This is a genomic window from Corynebacterium sp. MSK204, assembly GCF_030229885.1.
GTDB lineage: Bacteria > Actinomycetota > Actinomycetes > Mycobacteriales > Mycobacteriaceae > Corynebacterium.
This window is the reverse complement of sequence record NZ_JASPGQ010000010.1, coordinates 1-21125: the sequence shown is the minus strand read 5'-3', so window position 1 is coordinate 21125 and position 21125 is coordinate 1. Positions and strand designations below refer to the sequence as shown.

The window sequence follows — 21125 nt, the reverse complement described above, 5'->3', positions numbered from 1 at the left end:
TCCCTCTCTACTTCTTTACACCGTTGAAAGGACTCCTCCCGTGAAAGTCAATATTATGGGGCCGCTGCAGCGGCTCGGAAAGGCGCTGATGGGCGCCGTGGCAGTGCTGCCTGTCGCGGCGATCCTCGGCGGCGTTGGCTACTGGATAGCCAGCGTGGCCGGCCAAGATAACGTGGTCGCGCAGCTACTCATCAGCTCCGGCGGTGCCGTGCTGGATAACCTGGGTTGGATCTTCGCCGTCGCCATCGCCTTTGGCCTGGCCAAGGACTCCAATGGCGCCTCCGCTCTGTCCGGCTTCCTCGCCTATGCCACCTTCATGAAGCTCTTGGGCCCCGATGCCGTCGCTGGTTACCGCGGCATCGAAGATCCCGAAACGCTTACTGGCGATGACGCCGTGGAATGGGCCGCCGAGGGCTGGAATGCCGTCGGTGACGGCAACGTCCTTTTCGGCATCCTCGCCGGCATCATGGCCGCGATGGTCTATAACCGCTTCCACGGCACCAAACTGCCGGACTTCCTGGCCTTCTTCTCCGGCCGCCGCCTCGTGCCCATCCTCACCGCGCTTTTTGCCATCGTGGTATCCGCCATCCTCTACGTTGTATGGCCCTTCATCTACCACGCGCTCTTCAACTTCGGTACCTCCATCCAGGGCCTTGGCGCCGCGGGCGCGGGCATCTACGGCGTGGCCAACCGCCTGCTCATCCCGACGGGCCTGCACCACGCGCTGAACTCCGTCTTCTGGTTTGATGTCATTGGTATCAATGACATCGGTAACTTCCAATCCGGCCAGTCCACCATCGACGCGGCCGCCGCGGCCACCTCCGCGGCGGAGTGCCCCGGCATCTGGGAGAACGGACAGTGCACCGTGGACGGCGTGGTCGGGCGCTACCAGGCCGGATTCTTCCCGGTCATGATGTTCGGCCTGCCAGGTGCCGCCCTGGCCATGTACCTGCGCGCGGATAAGGGCCGCCGCAAGGTCATCGGCTCCCTCATGGCAGCCGGCGCCCTGGCTTCCTTCTTCACTGGCGTGACCGAGCCGCTGGAATTCTCCTTCATGTTCGTCGCCCCGCTGCTCTACGTGGTGCACGCGCTGCTGACCGGTCTCTCCGTCTTTATCGCCGCCGCGATGGAATGGACCGCGGGCTTCGGCTTCTCCGCAGGTTTCGTGGACATGCTGTTGTCCTCGCAAAACCCGTTGGCCAATAAGTGGTACATGCTGCTTATCATGGGCGCTGTTTTCTTCGCCCTTTACTTTGTCCTCTTCTACTACCTCATCGGCTGGTTTAACCTGAAGACCCCAGGCCGCGGCGATGACGAGGATGCCGCAGAAGATGATGATTCCGCCACGGGCGATGATAAGACCGCCGCGTCCGCCGCCCGCATCATCGAGGGCCTCGGCGGCAAGGACAATATCGATTCCCTAGATTACTGCACCACCCGCCTGCGCGTGGGCGTGAAGGATCGCGCGCTTGTCGATGACCCCACTATCAAGCGCGCCGGCATCTCCGGCGTCATCCACCCCTCCGAAAAGAACGTGCAGGTCATCGTGGGGCCTTCCGTGCAGTTCATATTTGATGAGGTCAACCATCAGCTGCGCACCGGCTCCGCATCGGTAGCTACGGCCACCGCGAAGCCCAGCGAAGACGCTCGCCCTGCGGAGAAGATCGGCACCGATATTCAGCTCCACGCCCCCTTTGAGGGAACCGTCGTGCCGCTTTCTGAGGTCCCCGATGAGTCCTTTGCCCAGGGCATGGTGGGCGAAGGTTTTGCCGTTATTCCTACCGTGATCGATGCCTTCGATGTCTGTGCCCCAGTAGATGGCACCATCACCATGGTCTTCAAGACCGGCCATGCCTTCGGCATGCGGACCGAAGAGGGCCTCGACCTGCTTATTCACATCGGCATCGATACCGTGGAACTGAAGGGGGAGGGCTTTACCAAGCTCGCGGCCAAGGGCGATGTCGTCCGCGCCGGGACCCCCATCATCGCGGTGGAGTCCGAGAAGCTGCGCGAACGCGGCATCAACCTGATTACCCCGGTGGTCTGCCCCACGGCAAAGCAGATCGCTGGAGTAGATATCGAGCACGAGGGCCGCGCTGACCAGAGCGTTGCCGTCGCCCGCGTGCGGCCGGCTGAACACTAAGGCTTAAGCACGAGAAAACCCTCGCGGTCACCTTGCGGTGGCGGCGAGGGTTTCTCTTTGGCGGCGGTCTAACGCCAGCCCATGGTCATGAGCAGGCCAATGAGGGCGAGGCCGAAGCCAATCCCGTAGTTCCAACCGCTGAGCTCCGCCATGAAGGGGATGGATTCACCGGCGAGGTAATTGACCACGAGCCACAGCAGGCCAATGACCATCAGGCCAAGCATGATGGCCACGTACCATTTCGGGGTGCCTTCAGAGTTGATTTTGACCGGGGTGCGGTTTGCCCCAGAAGAGCTCGATACCTGGGTGGCAGAGCTCTGGGTGATCTTTGACTTTGGCATAAGAGACCTTCTCTAGATTTCAGTTCTTATCTCAGTGCTTACTGATGAATTACGATACCAGCAGCTATGGCTGCGGCAGGAGCGCCGAGGCTTCGAATTTCCAGATGCGAACCTCCACGTCCTGATCCTTGCGGATGGTATCGCCGGGATTAGTGGACGCCCAACCGATCTTATTGCTATCGACCAACGCGCCGGTGGGAATTGGCTCGCCCACGCGCAGCTCGCCATCCCAGCCCGCCTGACGCAGGGCATTCTCGGCTTGTCCTTGGTTCTTGTGCATGATCTCTGGTGCCTTCATGAGCATCCCATTGGATACCTCAATGGTGACAGTCTGGCCCTTTTCCAGCTGAGCGCCCTGGTTGGAGACGTTAAGCACGGTGCCTTCCGGCTCTAAGGAATCGACTTCCCGGACATTGACGTCGAAGTCATTGGCTTCGAGGCGGCTGCGCGCATCCTCCTCGTTCAAGCCAGCGACATCAGGAACGCGCTTCTTTTCGATGCCCTTAGACACCGTCACCCGGACCTTTGATCCCTTGGACAATTGGGTACCACCCGCGGGGTTCTGCTGAATTACCTCGCCGGCGGGGGCCTCATCATTGCGCTCAGAAATATCCGAGTTCAGCTCCAAGCCTGCCTCTCCCAAAACCTGCGCGGCCTGATCCAAGTTCATGCCGGTGATATCTGGGACATCGATGATTTCCTTGCCGGAAGAAACGGTCAAGGTCACCGAGGCATTCTTCTGCAATTCCGAACCAGGGGCCGGATTAATGCGAATCGCATTATTGCGATCGATATCGGGGTTAGCTTCCTCGTTCACGGTGACGAGAAGTCCCAAGTCCTCGAGCTCCTTGACCACTTCATTGCGCGGGCGGTTTTCTACCTCCGGCACGATGACGCTATTGTGCTCCGCCACCTCGGTTTGGTTTCGACCGTTCCGGTTATCGTCATCGTCGCTACTCCAGAAATCCCAGGCAAAATAGCCCAAGATGGCGATCAACAGCGCGACGAGAAGCAGCGCGAGCCACTTCATCCAGCCGCCGCTTTCGTCCTCTTCGGTAGGACGCGTCGATTCGATCGGTGCCCGGTGGGACGCAGCCGCAGGGGCAGTAGAAGTGGCCGGTGCGGGCATCGCCGTTGTGGCTTCATCCTCGTTGACGTGCATGCGGGCAGCTTCGGTGACCTGGCCCGTGCGCAGGCGATCCAAATCGCCGGCCATCTCCCAGGCGGACTGGTAGCGGTCCGCGGGGTGCTTGGCCATCGCTGTCAGTACCACCGCATCGATATTGACCCGCTGGGTGGGGGTCAACGAGGGGTCATCGATAAGCTCCGAAGGCGGGGTCGGTTCTTCCTGCACATGCTGGTAAGCCACGGCAAAGGGGGTTTCGCCTTCGAATGGGGTGCGGCCGGTGAGTACCTCGTACATGACGCAGCCCAGCGCATAGACATCAGAACGCGCATCGGCGTTCTTGCCGCGCGCCTGCTCCGGGGAAAGGTACTGGGCGGTACCGATAACGGCAGAAGTTTGGGTCATCGCCGAGGTCGAATCATCCAATGCACGGGCGATGCCAAAGTCCATCACCTTCACCTGGCCGGTATTGGTGAGCATGATATTCGCCGGCTTGATATCGCGGTGAATGATTCCCGCCTCATGGGATGCCTGCAAGGCCTCAGCGACCGGCTTGAGGATCTCCGCCGCCTCTTGGGCAGGCAGCGGGCCATCTTCGCGAATAATATCGCGCAGCGTAGCCCCATTGACCCGCTCCATGACGATATACGGGATGGTCATGCCATCCACCTCGGTCTCGCCGGTGTCATAGACCGCCACGATATTGGGATGGTTTAGCTTGCCGGAGTTCTGCGCCTCGCGGTAGAAGCGCTCGCGGAAGTTGATATCGCGAGCCATCTCCGTGCGCAGCATTTTTACCGCTACTTGCCGGCCTAAAGTGGTGTCTTCTGCGGCAAATACCTCGGACATGCCGCCGGAGCCGATGATCTCACCGAGCCGGTACCGGTCATTGACCATGGCTTAGTCACCATCCTGTCTTAATAAATCAGATAAATCCCCAGGAAGTTCATCGGGCTGTGAGTTTACTGTGTTGTTTTGCTCAGGTGTATTTTCGACGTGCGTCTGCTGGGGTTGGCGTTGCTGCGTCGGAGTATTCGGACGCTGCTGGTTTCGCGTCGGAGCCTGCTGGTTCGGGGTCTGCTGCTGCCGGCGATTATCACGCGGCGCCTGATTGCCCTCCTGATCAGTAGGCTCCGTCTCCGTTACCGTCACTTCCTGCGGCGTCTCATTCGTACCTTCGTCCTCCTCCAGGGTTTCTACCTGCGTGGTCGTGGGATCCCGGTACTCGGTGACCACGGAAGTTTCCTGGGTAGACGAAGGCTCGCTGTCGTCACCCTCGCTACTCATGAGGTTCATAATGGCGTAGCCGCCCGCGGCAAGCACGGCGATGGCCGCGACGATACCCAAGCCCTTGAGGAAAGACTTCCCACCCTTCGAATCATTGCCCGGAGCTGGTGCTGCCTTGCGTTGCGGCGCGGGAGCACTCGCCGCCGTCCCCGCCGCCGGATGAATGGTGGTGGGCTGGGCGACATCGGCAAGCATCTCGGTCGACGCCGAAGGCGAAGGCTCTGGGGCCTGCTGGTGGGGCGGAATGGACTTCGGGCGCGGCGGGCGTTTGCCAAGGCGCACATCGGATACCGCGACCGTGAACTCATTGCCATCGGCATAGCGGGTATTGGGATCCTTGCGCAGAGCGATGCGGATGAGCTCGCGCGCCGGGGCGCTAATCGTGGTCGACAGCGGTTCTGGCTCCTGGTTGATGTGGGCAAGAGCAATGGATACGGAGGAATCGCCCGAAAATGGGCGCTTGCCGCCGAGCATCTCGTAACCCACGACGCCGAGCGAATAGATATCAGAGGCAGGGGAGACTTCCTTGCCCTGTGCTTGCTCAGGCGAAACGTACTGAGCGGTCCCCACCACCATGCCGGTGCGCGTGAGCGGTACCGCGGCGGCGGCCTTGGCGATGCCAAAGTCCGTAATCTTTACCTGCCCATTTTGGGTAATCATCAGGTTGCCGGGCTTAATATCGCGGTGCACCAAGCCCATCCGGTGGATAATGGATAGGCCGTGGCCCGCCTGCTCAAGCACGTCCAGCGCGAGTTCTTCCTGCAAGGTGTTCTCGCGCGCAAGCAGATCCGCGAGGGATTCGCCCCGCACGTATTCCAAGGCCATGAAGCAGAATTTGCGGCCATTATCTTCCAGCTCGCGGTAGTCATAGGTGGCCACCACGTTATCGGACTGGATAGATTCAGCGGATTCCGCTTCATTGCGGAAGCGGGAGAGGAATTCCTGGTTATCGGAAAACTCCGGCCGCAACACCTTAATGGCTACTTCGCGGTCATTACGAGTGTCATCGGCAAGCCACACCGTGGACATGCCACCGTGGCCAATGATCCACTGCAGTTCGTAGTCGCTGCCGATGAGTTCCTGGAGATGGTCTTTGTTCTCGGTATTCTTCATTACTGTTCCCCCTGGTATGCGCTCAGGATGGCACGACCAATTGGGCCAGAGACTCTGCCGCCCGTTGCGGATTCGCCCAAGTTACCGCCATTCTTGACGACGACCCCGACGGCAATATCGCGGTCCGGGTCAAACGCGACGTACCACACGTGCGGAGCCAAGCCTTCGCCGTGCTCGGCGGTACCGGTCTTGGATGCGAATCCATTGCCGTCGTAGCCCCACGAAGAACGCTCGGAGGCAAACATCAGGTCCTTAATGGTCGATGCAGTCTCTTCCGTGACGGCCTCGTCGGCCTTCTTGGGCTTCGTGGTGCGGATTTCCTTCATCTGGGCATCAGTAATGCGATTGACTAGGTAAGGCTCCATGCGCGTGCCCTTATTGGCCACGGTGCCGGCCATGACTGCCGCTTGCAACGCGCTCATGGTGACATCGCGCTGGCCGATGGCCGATTGCGCCGTCGCCGCACCATCCGGAAGGTCACCCAAGGTGCCTGCGGAAGAAGAGACACCCAAGTCGTACTTCTTGCCGATGCCGAAAGCCTCCGCGTACTTGCGCAGCTCATCCGCGCCGATCTGCTCAGACATCTGCACAAATGCGGTATTGCACGACAGCGCAAAGGCGGTCTGCAGGGTCACCGAATCCTGGCCGTTGCATTTCTCATTGCCGTAGTTGGTCAGCTCCGTGACGGCATCCGGCAGGGTAATCACGTTGGCACCGGTCAGGCTCGACGAGGGATTGAAGCCGTTATTCAATCCGGCCGCAGTCGTAATGATCTTGAAAATAGATCCCGGTGGCAAGGTATCCGCCGCTGCGTGGTTGACCAGCGGCTGGCCCGGCTGCTCCTGCAAGCCCGTCCACGCCTCATCGGCGGACTCGCCGACCAGTGAATTTGGGTTAAAGCCCGGGTTGGAGGCCATGGCCAGAATCTTGCCCGTCGATGGCTGGATGGCAACCGCCGAACCTTCGTATCCCGGACCCGCCAACTGGTCATACGCGGCCTGCTGCAATGCCGGATCGATGGTGACTTCTACATTGGCTCCCTTGGTGGGCTTATTCGCAATGGTATCGAGCCAGTGCTGCTTGAACAGGGAATCATCCGTGCCATTGAGAATTTCATTTTGCGAAGATTCCAATTCCGAAGCACCAAATTGGCTGGACAAGTAGCCAGTGACATTGCCAAAAGCGGGCGAATCGATGGGATAAGACCGGGAGTAGGTCTCATCAGGATTTTCCGTGGATTGCGCCAGCACCGTATTTCCGGAATAGATCTGGCCGCGCGGGGTGTTCTGCAGCTCAATGAACCCGCGCGAGTTCTTAGCATTATGTGCGTATTTATCGTCCGAAAATGCCTGAATGACCGTCAGGTTCACCAACAGAACCGCGGTCAAGATGATGGCAAATAGGGATACTAGGCGGATGGATTTGTTCATCGGTAAGCCTCCTGAACCGACGGGAACATGGAGGTGTCACTCGGAGCATTGCTCGAGTTCTCCTGCATGGGTCGGCGAGCTGCGTTAGAGATCCGCAGCAAAATCGCCAACAGTACATAGTTAGCCATGAGAGAGGAACCACCGGCGGACATGAAAGGAGTGGTCAAGCCGGTCATCGGCAGCAGGGCGGAAATGCCACCGGTGACGACGAAGACCTGTACCGCCAAAGTAAGAGAAAGGCCTGAAGCGACCAGTTTGCCGTACGTATCGCGGGTACGCAACGCGGTATTGAATCCGCGGGTCACCAACATGCCAAAGAGGATCAAAACGGCAGCTAGACCAATCAACCCCAATTCCTCACCGATGGCGGCGAGGATGAAATCTGAGTGTGCCACCGGCACCAATTCGGGGTGTCCTTGGCCCAAGCCGCTGCCGGAAATGCCGCCGGATGATAAGCCAAAGAGGGACTGGGACAGTTGGAAGCCAGTGACATCATAATTTGCTAGCGGATCCAAGAAGTTGGAGAAACGCTGCTGGATCTTTTCAGAAACTTGGTAAATGCCAAAGCCGCCGATACCGACGAGGATGAGGCCGATAAATAGCCAACTGACCCGGCCGGTAGCCATAAATAGCATGCCCAGCACCGTGCTGAAGAGCAGCAGCGCCGGACCAAAGTCATTGGAAATTCCCATGATGATGATGGCGATGGCCCACACGATGAGAATGGGGGCGAGGTCGCGCAAGCGGGGCAGGGAAATCCCTAGGAAGCGATACCCAGCCACAGTAAAGAGGGACCGCTTCTGCGTCAGCAGCATGGCAAAGAATAAGATCAGCATGATCTTGGAGAACTCACCCGGCTGGATGGAAAAGGGCCCGAAATTCAGCCAAATGCGAGCTTCAACGTCATCAGGTTGTGGCCACACCAACGGCAGCGCCAACAGTACGAGGCCAGCCGCGCCCAAGATATAGGAATAGCGGGTGAGTGACCGATGGTCCTTGACAACCGCCAGGACCAGCACAAAGAGCACGAGGCCAACGACGGTCCACATGACCTGGCGGACCGCGAGACCCCGATCATTGACCAAATCCAGGCGGGCCAAAACGATAAGCCCAATGCCATTAAGGATGGCAACGATAGGCAACATGATCTGGTCCGCGTAGGGCGCCAAGAAGCACATTGCCAAGTGGGCAATGGTAAAGACACCAATGAATCCACCGATGAGGTAGATCAGGTCCGTCGTGAGCGCATTATCTTGCGACAGCTCCAAACTGACCAAGGTAATGGCAAAGACAGCCGCGGCGAGAATAAGGAGGCCGAGTTCGATTCTTCGGCTAAAAAACTTCTGCATCAGCTACACCTCCCTACAAGTGACCCCAGGTTTGTTTTCCTTGGTGTCTTTATTATCTTTTTGGCTCGGCGCAGTGATACATGGCTTGAGTGCCTTTTCACCCAGGTCATTAATCTGATCCTGAACCTCGCTCAGATCACCGGCGGAAATGTGGTTGACCGCGCCGCGCTCAGACTCGGGCAGGTCAGAGACCTTCAGCGGGGTGAAGTCTCCCTTGCACTTCTGTGCAGAAAACAGCAAGGAGTTCTTGTCATTAATGCACACGTATTGGTGCGTGGAGCTTAAATCCTTGCCAAATACGGAATAATCCGCGCCCTTCAGGATGGTGATTTCCTGGGCATCGTTGGTCTCGGCGTAGTAATTATTGGACAAGAAGTTCTTGACCCACAGCCCCGCGCCGATAACGAGCGCCAAGATGATGATGAGCGCGATGAGGACCTTCCACCCGACTTTTCGTCGAGAAGGCTCGTCCTCTGCCTCTTCTTCATCGGAGTCCTTAGCCGCATTGTCTTCATCGGCCATGACGGCCGGCGGAATCACCTGGGGTTTACGGGTGAGTTTGGCGGCGCGTGATGCAGAAGAATCCGGGTGCGTGGGTTCTTCTACCGAACCTGCCAACGCACCGACGCGGAATGGTTCGTGGGTGGCGGGTTTTTCTTCCGTAACCTCACCGATGACGACCGTGACATTGTCCGGTCCGCCCGAACGTATGGCGAGATCCACGAGGGTGGAGCCCGCTTGTTCGATGCTTCCCTGGCCAAGGGCAGTCTCAATCGTGGAAGCCGTAACCGGGTCCGAAAGCCCATCCGAGCACAGCAGGATGCGGTCTCCCGCCTTGGCTTCGAACGTGAAGAGCGTCGGCTCCACCGCACGGCCGGTATAGGCCTTCAAGATGAGGGACTTTTGTGGGTGGGAAGAAACATCTTCTGCAGCCAGCTCGCCCTTATCCACCAAGGACTGCACATAGGTATCGTCCTTGGTGATTTGCTCGAGCTTGCCATCGCGCAGCAAATAAGCGCGCGAATCGCCCACATGGCAAACACCAAAGGTGGTGCCATTGAACAGCATCGTGGACAGCGTCGTGCCCATGCCTTCGGTCTCAGGGTGGGCGGTGACGTGCTCGCTGATGGCCTCATTGGCGTCATCGGCAGCAGCCGCAAGGAGCGCCTCCGTGTCCTCCTTACCCGGATCCTGATCCAAGATTTCGAGGTGGTTGACCATGAGTTGGGAGGCGACCTCACCCGCGGCATGCCCGCCCATGCCATCGGCCAAAATCAGCAGGTGGGATCCGGCGTATCCGGAGTCCTCATTATTTCCGCGGATAAGCCCGCGGTCCGACTTGGCAAAAAAGTTTAGCTTCAGTGTCATGCGTTCAACCTCACGGTAGTGCGGCCTAGCTTAATTTCGGAGTTCGCGCCGACTACCTCAGGTTGGTCGATGCGCACACCATTGACGAGGGTTCCGTTGCGCGATTCCAAATCCTCCACTACCCACTCGCTGCCGCGGCGAAATAGGCGTGCATGATGGCCGGAGGAGTAATCATCCCCAGTGACAAAATCACAGTCGGCGGCACGTCCCAAGGTACATTCCTCGAGCGTGCCCAAATCCATGTGGGATCCCTGCAAGGGGCCCTCCACAATAGAAAGCTGCTTTACCGCAGCGTGACTGCGCGGGGACGCACCCATTTTTGACGACTGTGGCATAGCACCTGCGGATTTATTGGTATCCCGCCGCATGGCATTCAAGGCCACCAGGACAAATACCCACAAAAGAGCCAATAAGCCGATGCGAAGCGCCAGCATGATGACTGCATCCATGGCGGCCTCCCTTCCTCAGTGTGAATTAGTAACTATGCGAATCAAGGCCCGTAATGCGGACCTCGACGTGGGAATGGCCCATGGTGATCACATCGCCATCGGCAAGCAGCCAGTTATCAATAGGAGTGTCATTGACCGTGGTGCCATTGGTGGACTGCAAATCCACCAATACGGCATCTTCACCGTTCCACGTGATTTCCGCATGCTGGCGGGACACGCCCGTATCCGGCAGGCGCAAATCCGCATCATTGCTGCGGCCAATAATATTTGACCCTTCCTGCACGTGGTAGACGCGGGAAGAGCCATCCTGCAACATCAAATTGACAGCGGGGCCCTGCGTTTGCGGCGCGGGTTGGTCATCTTGCGCAATGAAAGCGGTAGTAGCTGCGTCATCCGCATTATTTTCGTGCGGGTTGGTCATCTGGTCCTCCTGACCATCAAAGTCGTGGAAAATCGCCTCGAAACCGGTCTCTTCTGTGGGCTCGTGATCTATAAACGAGGACACACGAAGCTGGCCCGTGCGCAGGCCCGATTCCTCCGCTATCCGCACAATGACGGGACCAGCGAGGGACCATCCGTTATTGCGGATAAAGCGAGATAATTGGTCTGCGCAATCGGCAGGCAAATCGGGGTCTTGCGACAAGTTCTCCAAATCCTTGGAGGAGACACCTACAGTCATGACATTGGGACTATAGAGTTTGTCATCGTCCCCGTGGCCGAGATTGTCCTGGGCTTCTTGCTTCAAAAGCTCATCAATCTCTGCAGGAACGACCTTGCCGCCGAAGACAAAAGCCATGCCGTTATCAAGGCCGCGTTGCATAGCGGAATCGAGCTTCGCCAGCCTTTCTAAAAACGCCACGAATTTTGCTCCTTTCCGCTATACAGCGATCAGTAGTGATCAGTAGTAGCCATTATAGTTTGTATACCCCTTTCAAACGTAGACGGCGGCGCGAAAGTTCCTAGTTTTTCGCCATTAAATGCGCAAAATAATCCGCTTTTCCTGCTGATTTGTAATTGTATGCACTCCCTGTGCTATCTTTATCTAGTCGCACTGACAACCACACCCTGCCCGGGTGGCGGAATTGGCAGACGCGCTGGCTTCAGGTGCCAGTGTTCGATAAGGACGTGCGGGTTCAAGTCCCGCCCCGGGCACAAAGAGCAGTTGAACAAACTGCGACACCGGAGGTAACAAACTCGAAAGGGTTCGTGACCTTCGGTTTCTTTGTTTTTCTGAACTTTGGCGGTTGAGGATTGCAAGTGTGGGAATTTACATCCTAACTCCCGCTCTCTTCTGTCGAACTCTTGTTTTCGATGGTGTCAACAAGTCATTTTGCTTGTTATTTTGATCTGACGTTCTGGCTTTAGCTCCCGCTTCGGGGCAATTGGAATCCTCCAACTGAGATGTTTTCCTTGGGCTGTTGGAGGATTTCCTAGTTGTTGAATCCCAATTTAAGAATTAAACGACTGGGCTGACGCGGAACAGGTTTCCATCAGGGTCGGCAACTACGAAGGTGCGGCCGAAGACGTCATCGTCGGGTGGCTGCACAATTTGGACTCCTTTTGATTGGTGCTGTTGCAAAGTTGGGCGGAGAGTAGCGAAGACTCAGTTTCTCATTCCCTGATGGCCGCTGCGTGTGGGCGTTGTTAGGCCGTCTCGAAGACCCTGTTGACGATCACCGCGTCCGGGTTCGGTTGCCCGTGAGGTCAAACACAGTGCCTTGCCCTTTCCGCAATGAGTGCATCGCCTCCATCCCTTTCAACGTCCGATATGCAGATGTCCGGTTCTTAAACGTACCTTTCGGCCCGAGGATCCGCTTCAGTCGACCATGGTCGCCTTCTAGGATGTTGTTGAGGTATTTCACCTGTCGGTGTTCCACTGTTGGCGGGCAGGTTCCCCCTGACTTCAACTCGGCGATTGCCCTGGCTAGGGAGGATGCTTTATCGGTGTTGATCACTCTGGGATACCCGGCTGACGCATTGTATCTGAGAGCCTTGGCCAGAAAACGTTTCGCTGCGGCCACGTTCTGCTTCGGAGAGAGGTAAAAGTCCAGGGTCTGGCCACCGGCGGGGATCGCCCGATAGAGGTAGCACCACCTGCCGCCGATCCGGATATAGGTCTCACCACCCGCCAGGAACTGGCCTGCCAGTCAGGTACCTGCCGGTACCACCGTGTTTGCTTGTCCAGCTCAGGGGCGTATTTCTGGACCCAGCGGTAGATCGTGGTTGATCAACCGGCACACCCCGCTGAAGTCATCATTTCCTCCAAGTCTCGGTAGCTCACCCCTAGCGGCAGTACCACCGCACTGCCCACAGAATGACGTCACGGGGGAAATGACGACCGGAGAAGATACCCATGGCTGTGATTATTTCACGTCGCTCTTCCTACTGCCCCAACTTTGCAACAGCACCCAAAGCCCTGGAATGAACTCCTGTCACCAGGGTCATTCCAGGGCATATTTCCCTGACTAAGAGAAGCAGTGACACAGAAGGTCTACCTCAGCGTGGGCCCTGTGGGCGTGCAGGTTCCGTGTGTGGCTGGTGTGCTGCGGCATGGTCGGCAGCGATTGATGACCGACTCTGGAGCGGGTGCCTTGTCTGGTCTCGCGGTTCAGGGTGGGTGGACTATTCGGCGGGTTGGATCTCGCTCTCGGTGACCCACTTGTGGTTGGTCATCGTCATCCCGTCGACGGTGAGATCAACCATGTAGACCGTCTCCTCGGTGGAGTAATCGATGGTGGCCTCAGCACCCTTCATGCCGGACATGTGCTCGGCATCCAGGACAACGCTCGCCCCGTCGGGCAGGGGGGCCTGACCCGGATCGACGAGCTCCTCATGGACGACCCAGCGGTGGTCGGTAACCGGGGCCCCACCCTCGGCGGGGGTGTAGCTGACCGAATAGGTCGTGGTGTCAAACGCCCCGGAAATGGTGGCGGTGGCCCCGTCCATGCCGGGCGTGTGGTCAGCGGTGAGGATGACCTCGGTGCCCACCGGGTACGTGGGATCCTCGGCCTCTTCAATGCCTGCCGGCGGTGCCCCGCCGTCGGCAGGGTGGTCGTGCCCGCCGTGCTCTTCGTCGGCAGTGGTGGTGTCTTCCTGGTGGGTCTCGTTGGTCTCTGCGGTTGCCGTCGTGGTGCTGGTGGTGTCGGCATCGTCGGAGTTGTCGGTGGCGTCGCTGCAGGCGGTCAGCGCCAGGGTGGAGGTCAGTACCAAGGCGGCGAGGGTAATGCTGCGTTTCATGAGCGTTCCTTTCAAAGGTGGTGTGAGTTAGGGGTCGAGAGACAAGGTCAGTCAGTAACGGTTACGGGGGATATCGACCTACTGTGTTCCTCCTTCCCGTCGGTCGGAGCCAGGTGAGCCGGCTCCAGATCAATGCGGCGCAACAGCTGGGCGTTCAGGGCCACCACGATGGTCGAGGCAGACATCAAGATCGCGCCCACGGCCGGGGACAGCACGAACCCGATCGAGGCGAGCACTCCGGCAGCCAGCGGCACGGCGAGGATGTTGTAGCCAGAGGCCCAGATCAGGTTCTGGATCATCTTGCGGTAGCTGGTCTGGGACAGCTCAATCATCGACAGCACTGCCCGCGGGTCATCACTGGCTAGGACCACCCCGGCAGATTCCATGGCCACATCCGTGCCGGCACCAATGGCGATACCGACGTCCGCGCGGGTCAGAGCGGGGGCGTCATTGACACCGTCACCGACCATGGCCACGCTCAAACCCCGGTCCTGCAGCTGCGTGACCTTGGTGTCTTTGTCCTGGGGCAGGACCTCGGCGAAGACCTCATCAATGCCTAGGTCCTGACCAACCGCCTGGGCCACCTGTTGCGCGTCGCCGGTGATCATCGCGACCTTCACCCCGCGTTCCTGCAGGGCTTTCACAGCGGCGCGGGATTCGGGGCGGATCTTGTCCTCGACGGCCACCGCACCGATGATCTGACCGTCGCGGACAATATGGAGCACACCGGCCCCACGCCCGGTCCAGGCACTGGTGGTGTCGGTGAGCTCGGCCGGGGTGGTGAGGTTGAACTCGCGCAGCATGTTCGGCCCGCCCACGAGGATCTCAGCGCCATCGACAGTGGCCCGGACTCCCCGGCCGGAGGCGGCGTTGAAACCAGTTGCACGGATTTGCCGACGGGAGGCCTCGGGATGGGCGGCCGCGGCCGCCACGATGGCGCGGGCCACGGGGTGCTCGCTGTCGGCCTCCGCAGCGGCGGCCAGGGCCAGTAGCTCGTCCTCGGTGACGCCGACAGCTGCCGCGACACCGGTGACCGCGTGCGCACCCTCGGTCAGGGTGCCGGTTTTGTCGAAGAGCACCACGTCGATGGTGCGCATCCGCTCGAGCGCCATCCGGTCCTTGATGAGCACCCCGGATTTCGCGGCCCGCTCGCTGGAGATCGCAATGACCAGCGGAATCGCCAGGCCCAGGGCGTGCGGACAGGCGATGACCAGCACCGTAACCGTGCGCACCACGGCATCGTCCGGGCTGCCGATGATGGTCCACACCACCGCGGTGATCAGAGCGGAGATCAGCGCGAACCAGAACAACAACGCCGCCGCCCGATCCGCCAGGGCCTGGGCCCGGGAGGAGGACTCCTGGGCGTCGGCAACCATGCGTTGGATCCCAGCCAGGGCGGTGTCCCACCCGGATGCGGACGGTGTTGTCGGTGGCCACAGTACCGGCGACCACCTTGTCACCGGTGTCGCGGAAGACGGGACGGGATTCGCCGGTGATCATCGCCTCATCGAATTCGGCGGCTCCGTCGAGGATGGTTCCGTCGGCCGGCACCCGGGCACCGGCCCTCACCAGAACGACGTCGTCGACGACCAGCTCGGAGATGGCCACGGTGCGGGTGGTCCCGTCGATGACTTTCTCGGCCTCATCCGGCAGCAGGGCAGCCAGCGCGTCAAGCGCGGAGGACGCGGCCCCGAGAGCGCGCATCTCCAGCCAGTGGCCCAGCAGCATGATGGTCACCAGCAGGGCCAGCTCCCACCAGAAGTCCAGGTCAAAACCACCCAGCCCCAGAGTGGTGACCCAGGAGGCGACAAACGCCACGGTGATGGCCATGGCGATCAGGAGCATCATCCCGGGTTGGCGGGATTTCAGTTCTTTCCATGCGCCCTTGAGGAAAGGCGTTCCGCCGTAGACGAAGATGATCGTGCCCAGCACCGGGGGGATCCAGGTGGATCCGGGGAATGCCGGGAGGTGGTAGCCAAGCAGGTGGGCGACCATGGGGCTGAAAATAACGACGGGAATGGACAAAATCAGCGACCACCAGAAGCGGTCCCGAAACATTGCGGTGCTGTGTCCGGCGTGTTCGCCGTGACCATGAACGTGGTGGTCTTCGTCCGGGGCGGAATGCGGGTGATCGTGGGGCATTGCCTGGCCGTGGGGGTCGGCATCTGCGTGGTGTTCGTGGCTGGCATGATCCGGGTGGTGGGTGTGGTCTGTTTCCGGAGCGGGGTGATCACCATGGTGATCACCCGAATGGTGGGGAGTGCTCATGACGTTCCTTTCGCTCAACCCGGTCGGGGTCGAGATGATGGGTAAAACTGATCAGGATAAGACGGTGTAGCCGACCTCCTCGATGGCCCGGCGAACCATCTCCGGAGGTACGGCACCGGTGACCGTGATGGTGGAAACTCCACCAGCAGCGAGATCAATCTGGACGTCGTCGACCTGGGGGAGGGCCTGAAGGGCCTGGGTCACGCTTTTCGCGCAGTGCCCGCAGGTCAGGCCGGTGACCTGGTAGCTAGGGGAGGACCCTCCTGCTGACGAGTCGCTGGTGGCAGGGGTGGAGGCGGTGTCGGCACGTGAGGCAGGTCCGCAACAGCTGCAGCCGTGGGAGGCCATCGGCAAGAGGCGGGGCGGGGAGGTGATCATGGGAAAGCTCCTACGAGTCGGTGGGATGCGGCGATGCCACTCTCTAGCATATACCCCCCAGGGGTATATTTTCAATGGGTGGAGGGCGCGGCTCTCATGCGGGGCAGGGTGTGGTCACCGAGCAGCCTCCTCACTGTCGGGAGGGGACAGCGGGAGGCGGAGGGCAAACACCGCTCCGCGACCGGGTCCGGGGGAGGTGGCGGTGAGAGTGCCGCCGTGGGCCTCGATCAATGCCTTGGAGATGGTCAGACCGATACCGGCCCCGCCGTCGTCCCGGCTGCGGGCGGCATCCCCCCGGTAGAAGCGTTCGAAGATGTATCTGAGCTGGTCAGGCGGGATGCCCTCGCCGTCATCGGCGACGTGGATGAGTGCGGTGGACGCCCCCTGTCGGTGGACGCTGATCCGGACCTGCCCGCCGGCCGGGGTGTGTCGTAGCGCGTTCGACAGGAGATTGCTCATCACCTGGCCGAAGCGTTGCCGGTCCACGAGCGCCCGGGCGGTGTGTGTAATGGTCTCGATCTGTAAATCGACGCCTTTGTCAGCATAAGCTTCCCCCGCGGCAGCAGCGGCGGTATGGAGCAGATCCCCGAGCCCTTCCTCCGCCAGGTCCAAATCGATCCGGTGTTCCTGGGCCCGGGAGACATCGTCGATGTCTTCCATCAACCGGGTCAGGCGGGTGAGTTGGTCAGCCATGATCGTGTGGGTGGCATTATTCCAGTCCACGACCCCGTCCTGGAGACCATCGAGGTAGACCGTGAGCACCGATAAGGGGGTGCCCATTTCGTGGGCCAGATCAGAGAGCATCTGGCGGCGGACCTGTTCGGTGTGTTCCAGCCGATCGGCCATGGTGTTGAAGGCATGCGCCAGGGTGGTGACCTCGGGGCCTGCTTTTCCGGCGGGCACGCGGATACGGGAGTTGCCGGCCGTCAGGCTGGTAGCGGCGCGGGTGAGATCCTGCAGGGGGGTGCGCAGACGACGCGATAACCACAGGCTGGCCAGCAGGGCGCTGATCAAGGCGGTGGGCAGGGCGACGGCCAGGGTGATCAGGTTGGCGCCCCGGTAGGCCTGCTCGGCATGGAACAGCTCCAGCGAGGGGTCCTCCTGGCCGGTCATCAACATATGATCATGGAACAGGGTCGGACCCACCGTCGTGGCCACGGCCGCGGCCACCAGCAGGCTAATCACCACGACCAACACCTGGGCGGCCAGGAAGCGGAAGGTCAGGCCGGGTCCGTGATTCATGGTTGCCCCACCCGGTAGCCCACGCCACGCACGGTGTCGATAAACCCCCGGCCCCGGGTGTCGGTGCCGAGCTTGCGACGCAAGTTGCCGATGTGGACATCGACGATGCGTTCATCACCGACCCAGGTGGTGTCCCAGACCTCGGTGACCAGGTCGTGGCGGGTCAGCACCTGGCTGGGGCGCAGGGCCAGGGCAACCAGCAGCTCGAACTCCGTGCGGGTGAGCTCCACGGTCGTCTCCCCCACCCGCACCTGATGGGCGACGGGGTCAAGGATGAGGTCACCAACGATCAAGGGGGTGGTCACCTGCGGTGGGGTGGTGCTGGTGCGCGGGCGGCGCAGCACCGCATGCACCCGGGTCACCAGTTCCCGGATGCTAAAAGGTTTGGTGATGTAGTCATCCGCCCCCAAGGTCAAACCGCTGATCTTGTCGTCCTCGCTGCCACGCGCGGTGAGCATGAGGATGTAGCAGTCCGAGAAGGTGCGGATCCGTCGGCACACCTCCAGGCCGTCGAGTTCGGGCAGCCCCAGATCCAGCACCACAACATCAGGGGAAAAGCGACGAGCCTCGTCCACGGCCTGGGTGCCGGTGTGAGCCTGGCGGGTATCGAAGCCGGCCCTGATGAGGTAGGAGGCCACCATCTGAGCCAGGGGTTGTTCATCATCGACGACCAGCACCCGCCCCGGGGGCGTGGCGGTGGTCGGTGTGCGGTCAGCCATAGGCCCCAGTATTGCTCCGGTCAGGGGGGAATACCACCCTCGCTCAGTGCCCGGCGGGGCAATCTTCATCAAATCTTCAAACATCACCCTTCGACTGCCGTCACCCTTGTGCCCCACCCCGGGCCGGCGGCATCGCCTCCCCTGGTCGGTTCAGCAGGCGCCACCAGGGATTTCACTGCCTGCACCGCATACCCGGGGCGGGTAGAAGGACATCGCCCACGGCTGTGGGGTGGTGTCCCGGTGGTGACCCAGCCCACCGAATCCACCCCCTTTTCGCCCTGTTATAAGGCTGTGAGCAGGGCTTTTGATTTCTAGTCCGTCAGGCACCCGTGCTAGATAAAGGTATGACATCGACCTTGAGGCGGTGTCTTCTCACGGTCTTACCACGATCCAAGGAGATTGACGTGAAACGAGCAGCGATCGCAGCCGCCGCCCTTGCCCTCGCCCTCACGGGGTGTTCGGCCGCCGACCCGGAACCCACCGCCGACGGGACGGTGTCCCGGGATACATTCCTGACTACCCATGGCCTGGCCGCCATGGACGCGGTGGAGATCATTGATCACCTCGACCGGCAGAAGGTCACTGAGCGTCCCACGGATCTGATCGCTTCAGTGCGTGCCGATGAACTGCTGCTCTCGAGCGATGACCAGGAAGTCGTGGTCGATCTTCCCGACAATCAGACGTATGTCTCGATCGCGCCCTATCTCACCTCCACCCACGACTGCTTCTACCACAGCCTCACGACCTGCCTGGGGGAACTCGACAATGAGGATATCCAGATCACGATCACCGATGAGGCGACCGGTGAGGTGCTGGTGGACGAGGCGACAACCACCTTCGACAACGGGTTTATTGGCTTCTGGCTTCCCGATGATGCCACCGGCCTGATTGAGGTCAGCTACCAGGGGCGTACCGGCACCGCGGAGTTTTCCACCGCCGACGATGGTGCCACCTGTGTCACAGACCTGCACCTGACGTGATGGCTCAGCAGGGTCCTCACCTGCGCCTGTCTCCCGTGTCACTGAAATCTAACACCAAGGAAGGTTAAATCATGATGAACGGATTTTCCCGACGACAGTTTCTGCTCGGCGGGCTCGTCCTCGCCGGCACCGGGGCCGTGGCCGCCTGCACCAGCGACCCTGGACCCGCTGCCTCGGCACCAGGTTCCTCTCTTCGCCCCACTCCCACCCCCACTGCGCTCGGTGAGCCGACGGTGCGCCGGACACTGACCGCCCGGCCCCTCTCTCTGGATATCGGCGGCATCGAAGCCAAGACGTGGGGGTACGTCTCTGACACCGGGGATGCGGCCATTGAGGCCACCGCCGGCGACGTCCTCCAGGTCGATATCACCAATGAACTTCCTGAGAGCACCTCCATCCACTGGCATGGTATCGCACTCCACAACGCAGCCGACGGTGTGCCCGGCATGACCCAGGACCCCATTGAACCTGGCGAGTCTTTCTCCTATGTTTTTGAAGTCCCCCACAGTGGCACCTACTTCTACCATTCCCACTCCGGCCTGCAGCTTGATCGCGGCCTCCACGCCCCACTGATCGTCCGTGACCCGCAAGACGCTGAGGACCAGGACGTCGAGTGGACCATCGTGCTCGACGACTGGGTCGATGGCATTCAGGGCACTCCCGACGATGAGCTCGACAAGCTCACCGGAATGGGTTCAGGCGACCATAACGGGAAGAAGGGAATGGGAGGTCACGGCCAGATGATGCACGGCACCCCGGACCGGGTACTGGGCGGGGATGCTGGCGATGTGATGTATCCGCACTACCTCATCAACGGACGTATCCCCCGTGCTCACCGGACCTTCGAGGCTCGCCCGGGCGACAAGGCCCGCCTGCGGTTTATCAACTCCGGCGGTGACACCATCTTCAAGGTGGCCCTCGGTGGTCACCGCATGACCGTCACCCACACCGACGGCTTCCCCGTCCAGCCTCGGGAGACCGAATCGATCTACCTGTCGATGGGCGAGCGTGTCGACGTCGAGGTCATCCTCGGCGACGGCATCTTCCCGCTCACGGCTTTGGCGGTGGGTAAGGACGACCGCGCCTTCGCCGTCATCCGCACCGCCGGCGGCCAGGCCCCCCACCCCGATGTCGACTTCCCCGAGTTGTCGTCCACCGGACTGCTTCTGTCCTCCCTGAAGCCAGCAGACCGTGCACTCCTGCCCGAGGACACACCAGACCGAGAAGTCAGTATCGACCTGGGCGGGCAGATGATGCCGTATGAATGGAGCATTCTCACCGACGGCCAATCCTCCTCCGCGACCGTGCAGGAGGGCCAGCGCCTGCGGATGGTCATGCGCAACAGAACCATGATGCCCCATCCCATGCACATCCACGGCCACACGTGGGCGCTGCCCGGCAGCGGCGGGCTACGCAAGGACACCGTCCTTCTCCGCCACGGTGAAACCATGATCGCCGACCTGATCGCTGACAACCCCGGTGAGTGGGCATTTCACTGCCATAACGCCTATCACCTGGAAACCGGGATGTTCAGCTCGCTTCGCTACGAGTAACCCCCACAGCAGGGTTGAGTGCCGAGGTGGGCGGGGGTGTCCCCCGAGTAGTGGACACGGCGTTGGTGTGAAGTGTCCCAGGTTTTGTTCCGTTTGAGTAGATGGGAAAATCTGGAACGTGCCGAGAAAATTTGACCAGGAT

General features: G+C 60.5%; 16 protein-coding genes, 1 tRNA gene and 2 pseudogenes. 4 read left to right on the top strand and 15 right to left on the bottom strand.

What is annotated here, in order from left to right:
- The first annotated feature begins 55 nt into the window (after positions 1-55).
- The gene (gene nagE / locus QP908_RS07490; protein WP_284772025.1) at positions 56-2143 is read left to right on the top strand and encodes an N-acetylglucosamine-specific PTS transporter subunit IIBC; all 2088 of its coding nucleotides are present in this window, start codon (positions 56-58) and stop codon (positions 2141-2143) included.
- Positions 2144-2211: 68 nt separating this feature from the next.
- Here nagE and crgA read toward each other — a convergent pair whose 3' ends face one another.
- The 8 genes from crgA to QP908_RS07450 form a co-directional block, all read right to left on the bottom strand.
- Positions 2212-2484: a cell division protein CrgA gene (gene crgA, locus QP908_RS07485; protein ID WP_023024716.1), complete on the bottom strand. Its 273-nt coding sequence runs from the start codon at positions 2482-2484 to the stop codon at positions 2212-2214.
- Between the two features lie 64 nt (positions 2485-2548).
- A complete protein-coding gene (gene pknB / locus QP908_RS07480; RefSeq protein WP_284772002.1) occupies positions 2549-4507 on the bottom strand; it encodes a Stk1 family PASTA domain-containing Ser/Thr kinase in 1959 nt (652 codons plus the stop codon).
- 3 nt (positions 4508-4510) lie between these two features.
- On the bottom strand, positions 4511-6010 hold the full coding sequence (locus QP908_RS07475; protein ID WP_284772001.1) for a serine/threonine-protein kinase: 1500 nt from the start codon (positions 6008-6010) through the stop codon (positions 4511-4513).
- Positions 6010-7440, bottom strand: a complete 1431-nt coding sequence (locus tag QP908_RS07470; RefSeq protein WP_284772000.1) for a peptidoglycan D,D-transpeptidase FtsI family protein — start codon at positions 7438-7440, stop codon at positions 6010-6012. Before QP908_RS07470 ends, QP908_RS07475 begins: the two co-directional genes overlap by 1 nt.
- A complete protein-coding gene (locus QP908_RS07465; protein WP_239269698.1) occupies positions 7437-8789 on the bottom strand; it encodes an FtsW/RodA/SpoVE family cell cycle protein in 1353 nt (450 codons plus the stop codon). The genes QP908_RS07470 and QP908_RS07465 overlap by 4 nt, the downstream gene beginning before the upstream one ends.
- A 3-nt stretch (positions 8790-8792) precedes the next feature.
- Positions 8793-10157 (bottom strand): PP2C family protein-serine/threonine phosphatase, encoded by a 1365-nt coding sequence (locus QP908_RS07460; RefSeq protein ID WP_237801249.1) that lies wholly within the window; start codon positions 10155-10157, stop codon positions 8793-8795.
- Positions 10154-10606, bottom strand: coding sequence for an FHA domain-containing protein FhaB/FipA (locus QP908_RS07455; protein WP_239269696.1), 453 nt, complete (start codon positions 10604-10606; stop codon positions 10154-10156). The genes QP908_RS07460 and QP908_RS07455 overlap by 4 nt, the downstream gene beginning before the upstream one ends.
- 25 nt (positions 10607-10631) lie before the next feature.
- Positions 10632-11465: an FHA domain-containing protein gene (locus QP908_RS07450; protein WP_005276103.1), complete on the bottom strand. Its 834-nt coding sequence runs from the start codon at positions 11463-11465 to the stop codon at positions 10632-10634.
- A 208-nt stretch (positions 11466-11673) separates the two neighbouring features.
- Here QP908_RS07450 and QP908_RS07445 point away from each other — a divergent pair.
- Positions 11674-11758: transfer RNA gene (locus QP908_RS07445), tRNA-Leu, on the top strand.
- Positions 11759-12062: 304 nt separating this feature from the next.
- On the opposite strand, the gene QP908_RS07440 is transcribed toward QP908_RS07445, so the two are convergent.
- The 7 genes and pseudogenes from QP908_RS07440 to copR all read right to left on the bottom strand — a co-directional run bounded on the left by QP908_RS07440 (position 12063) and on the right by copR (position 18450).
- Positions 12063-12185: a VOC family protein gene (locus tag QP908_RS07440; RefSeq protein ID WP_005276107.1), complete on the bottom strand. Its 123-nt coding sequence runs from the start codon at positions 12183-12185 to the stop codon at positions 12063-12065.
- A 65-nt stretch (positions 12186-12250) separates the two neighbouring features.
- Positions 12251-12961, bottom strand: a pseudogene (locus QP908_RS07435) (IS6 family transposase).
- A 267-nt stretch (positions 12962-13228) separates the two neighbouring features.
- On the bottom strand, positions 13229-13843 hold the full coding sequence (locus QP908_RS07430; RefSeq protein ID WP_239269695.1) for a YdhK family protein: 615 nt from the start codon (positions 13841-13843) through the stop codon (positions 13229-13231).
- A gap of 47 nt (positions 13844-13890) precedes the next feature.
- Positions 13891-16111: pseudogene (locus tag QP908_RS07425) on the bottom strand (copper-translocating P-type ATPase).
- 51 nt (positions 16112-16162) lie between these two features.
- Complete coding sequence (locus tag QP908_RS07420) at positions 16163-16489, bottom strand: heavy-metal-associated domain-containing protein (RefSeq protein WP_239269693.1); 327 nt, start codon at positions 16487-16489, stop codon at positions 16163-16165.
- 114 nt (positions 16490-16603) lie between these two features.
- Positions 16604-17731, bottom strand: a complete 1128-nt coding sequence (copS, locus tag QP908_RS07415) for a two-component system sensor histidine kinase CopS (RefSeq protein ID WP_239269692.1) — start codon at positions 17729-17731, stop codon at positions 16604-16606.
- On the bottom strand, positions 17728-18450 hold the full coding sequence (gene copR / locus QP908_RS07410; RefSeq protein WP_239269691.1) for a two-component system response regulator CopR: 723 nt from the start codon (positions 18448-18450) through the stop codon (positions 17728-17730). Before copR ends, copS begins: the two co-directional genes overlap by 4 nt.
- A gap of 404 nt (positions 18451-18854) precedes the next feature.
- Here copR and QP908_RS07405 point away from each other — a divergent pair, with 404 nt between their 5' ends.
- Both QP908_RS07405 and QP908_RS07400 read left to right on the top strand, forming a co-directional pair.
- Entirely contained in the window at positions 18855-19430 is a 576-nt protein-coding gene (locus QP908_RS07405; RefSeq protein WP_023016447.1) for a CueP family metal-binding protein, read from the top strand.
- A 71-nt stretch (positions 19431-19501) separates the two neighbouring features.
- Positions 19502-20983, top strand: coding sequence for a multicopper oxidase family protein (locus tag QP908_RS07400; RefSeq protein ID WP_023028062.1), 1482 nt, complete (start codon positions 19502-19504; stop codon positions 20981-20983).
- The last annotated feature ends 142 nt before the right edge of the window (positions 20984-21125 follow it).